Consider the following 4,252-nt stretch of genomic DNA (forward strand, 5'->3'; position numbering starts at 1 on the left):
AATTCAGTATCAGGTAACAGGGGAATATTTAGCTATATTAAAAGGAGTGACTGCCAGCAGTATAGTTGAGCTAGTAAGTTTCGTGGTGTAGCTTTCGGGGATGGCGATATATTTTGCATCCCAGCAACAATCTACCCATAAAAGCTGCCCCTGTAAATTGTGCCACCCAACCGGCGTAAGTACCTAAGTGTTAGGAATGATTGAAGTTGGCTTAGTTATTGTCAGATAAAAAGGTTACAAATCCTATGAGATCGTGTCCGGTCGATAACCCTTCATCATGTAGGGATCCGTGAGCCAACAATATCTGCCAACAATATCTGCCAACAATCTCCAATCTCAAAAACCCACCCGGCCGGGATATTATGGTCAATCGCTCGGACATGATATGAAATGAAGCTGGGAGCAAGAAAATAGTAATTGGAGTTTTTTGGTAAGGAGAGCGGGCGATCGAATAGAAAACTTGACCACAAAAATGACTGCCAGGAAAGACAGAACTTACGAACTAGCAAATGGCGGTGCGCGCTCCTGTGCCCACTCAGGAGTCTAGTCATATCATTTCCGGTTACACCGGAATGATGTTGATGGTTGACTGTTGACAGTGAACAGTCAACCATCAACCGTCAACAGTGAACTCGAATTTACTATTCCGATGCTAAGGAATTTGATCTCACACAACAAGCCCGATTAGAGAAGTTTTTAATGAGCAATAAATATTTTTTATTCTGCTCACCGCTTGAAAAAGTAAGAGACTACAAATGACCCCACAAAAAAATGCTTTACAACTAATTTTTATTGACTCAAATGTTGAAGATTACCAGAGTTTAATTAGCGGCATTTCCCCAAATTCTGAAGTAATTATTCTAGATAAAACGCTCGATGGCATTGAGCAAATCACCGAAAGGTTAGCAATTGAACAAAATATAGAAGCAATCCACATCATCTCTCACGGCAGTCCAGGTGCTGTACAACTCGGTGCAAATACACTCAACAGCAGCAACATAGAAAGCTTCGCCCCTCAACTCCAACAGTGGCGCAAAGCATTAATTCCCGGTGCGGATATTCTCCTCTACGGGTGTAATGTCGCCGCTTGTAATCAGCCTTGGCAAATAGAATGCGCGGCTATACAAAGAAATTCCGCCTACCCGGACTATGGAATTTCAACCCGCGCAGGCGGGTTTAGTTTGTGTAGTAGCGGTTTTAACCGCCCAGTTGAAAATAGTCCTACAAAACCTACAAAACCTAACCAATTCCTCGAACGCCTGAGTGAATTAACTGGTGCCGACATCGCCGCCTCCGCTAACCCCACCGGCAATGCGGCACTGGGTGGAAACTGGGAACTGGAAGTAAAAATCGGTCGCATCGAAGCAATACCGATTCAGGCTTTAGGCTACAGCCACATCCTAGCCACCGCTAACCCCGATAACAAAGCCATTCCAGTCAACTCCCCCCCAATTGCTATCGGCGTACTGGCCAACGACACAGGAAGTACCCGCCTATCAGTACAGAGTATTACCACCCCCACCAACGGCACCGCCACTACCAACGACTGGATCTATGCTGGTGGCAATTTCACCCTCGTCAACGGTACCTCTCGCAACCATATAGCCCGATTGAATAGGGACGGCAGCCTAGATACCACCTTCAACCCTATTATCGAACCCACTGGGACCAGTGACGCGGTGTGGGCGATCGCCCTAGATAGCAGTGGCAAACCAGTGATCGGTGGCACTTTCACCAGCATCAACGGCACTCCTATCAACCGCATTGCGCGATTGAATACCGATGGTAGCCTAGATACCACCTTCAACCCTGGTAGCGGGATAGATAACGCCGTCTTAGCCATCGCCTTAGATAGCAGTGGCAAATTATTAGTTGGTGGCCAATTCTACAGGGTCAACGGTATAGTTCACCCCTGCATTGCCCGATTAAATAGTGACGGTAGCTTAGATATCAATTTCAACGCTGGTTCTGTAAGCGGCGCCGTCCAAGATCTCGCCTTAGACAGCAGTGGCAAACCAGTAATCGGTGGTAGTTTCACCATCAACGCCATCCCTCGCAACCGCATTGCCCGCCTGAATACCGATGGCACCGTGGATATCAACTTCGATGCTGGTGCGATCGATGGAGATGTCTATGGGATCGCCCTTGACAGCAATGACAAACCCTTTATCGGTGGTCCTTTCACCACCATCAACGGCATCCCTCGGAACCGAATTGCCCGCCTGAATACTAATGGCACCGTGGATAACGGCTTCCTTCCTGGTAGTGGGATGGATGGAGATGTCAATGCGATCGCCCTAGATAGCAGTGGCAAACCCATAGTTGGTGGCAATTTCAGCACTTTCAACGGCACAACTCGCCAAAGCATTGCCCGATTAAATACCGGCGGCACTCTGGATTTTACCTTCAACCCTGGTAGTGGGATGGATAACCGGGTCGAGGCGATCGCCCTAGATAGCAATAGCAAACTCATAGTTGGTGGCGCTTTCAGCAAGGTCAACAACATAACTCGCAACCGCATTGCCCGATTAAATACCGACGGCACTCTGGATAACACCACCTTCAACCCTGGTGTGGTGATGAATAACCGGGTGCGTGCGATCGCCCTTTACCCCTCAAGCAACATCCTCTACACCCCCAACGCCGGATTCAACGGTGTAGACACCTTTCAATACACCGCCACCGACGGCACCGCCTCCACACCCACCACCGTCAGCGTTTTAGTCAACGACTCCCCCGCACTAGATAACACCGGCACACCCACTCTCAACCCCCAAAACCAAAACGACAGCGCCAGCCCAGGTACACTCATCAGCACCATCATCGCCAACCTCGGCGGTACAAAAATCACCGATCCCAACCTCAATGCCTTACAAGGTATTGCCATCACCAACCTCGACACCACTAACGGCACTTGGCAATACACCACCAACAGCACAACCTGGAATAACGCCCCAGCCGTTTCTGCCACCAACGCCTTACTATTAGCCAGTGATGCCAACACCAAAATTCGATTTGTTCCCAATCCAGGTTATAACGGCACTCTCACCAACGCGATCGCCTTTGTCGCCTGGGATCGAATTACTGGCACTAACGGCAATGTAGCCAACGTAACCGCAGAACGAACGAATAACACTACATCCAGTGTTTTCAGTAGCGCTACTGAAACTGCCAATATTGCCATTAATCCCCTTCCCACTGTTACCAGTGTTAGTGCCGCCACACCCGACGGGACTTACGGTATTGGTAGGGCGATCGACATTACAGTTAAGTTCTCTCAAATCGTCAATGTCACAGGCACGCCGCAACTTAGCTTAGCAGGTGTAACTCCTGTCGCCAGCTATTTTTCAGGCACCGGCAGCGACACATTGACATTCCGGTATGCAGTAGCGAACGGCGATATCAGCCCAGACTTAGACTATGTTTCAACAACTGCTTTATCCCTGAGCGGGGGTACTATTAAGAATGCGGTCAATGGTGATGCCATCTTAACTTTAGTAACTCCGGGTGCAGCGAATTCTTTGGGTGCTTCCAAAGCAATAGTTATTGATGGCATTGTACCCACAGTTGCCTTAACCTCAACTTCACCAACAACAGTCAACGCACCATTTAGCGTCACAGCAACATTCCGTGAAAATGTCAGCGGCTTTGATAATACTGATATCACCCTCGCCAATGCGAATGTCAGTAACTTTGTCACAGTTGACGGCAAAACCTACACCTTTGATGTCACACCGAATGCTGATGGTCCCGTCACAGTTGATGTACGTGGGGCAACAGCTACTGATACTGCGGGTAATAATAATACCGCTGCAACTCAACTGGTTCGTAATGCTGATGTTACACGGCCAACTGTTGCCTTAACATCAACTTCACCGACAACCATCAATGCACCATTTTTAGTCACAGCAACTTTCAGTGAAAATGTCACAGGATTTAGTTCGAGTGGCATTAATGTTACTAACGGTACGGTGAGCGGTTTTACAGGTAGCGGCACGACTTATACTTTTACCGTTACTCCGAATGCTGATGGTAATGTCACCGTTAATGTACCGGAGGCAACAGCTACTGATACTGCGAGTAATAACAATACCGCTGCCACTCAACTGATTCGTACTGCTGATGTTACCGCACCTGCTGCTAGTTTGGGTGGAGTTTCTAACATAACTAATGCGGGTGGTACAAGTCAGACATTGACAGTTACTTTCAGTGATAGTAGTGGAATTGATGTTAGCAGTTTAGATGATTCTGA

At 48.1% G+C, this 4,252-nt stretch carries 1 protein-coding gene; it reads left to right on the forward strand.

Translation table 11 applies throughout. The features are described 5' to 3' along the window. Positions 1–755: 755 nt before the first annotated feature. Positions 756–4,252: DUF4347 domain-containing protein (locus QUB56_RS36355; protein WP_332961211.1), on the forward strand; the 3,497-nt coding region annotated here is incomplete at its 3' end.

Origin of the sequence: Microcoleus sp. AR_TQ3_B6, assembly GCF_036702785.1 — a bacterium.
In the GTDB taxonomy this organism is placed as follows: domain Bacteria; phylum Cyanobacteriota; class Cyanobacteriia; order Cyanobacteriales; family Microcoleaceae; genus Microcoleus.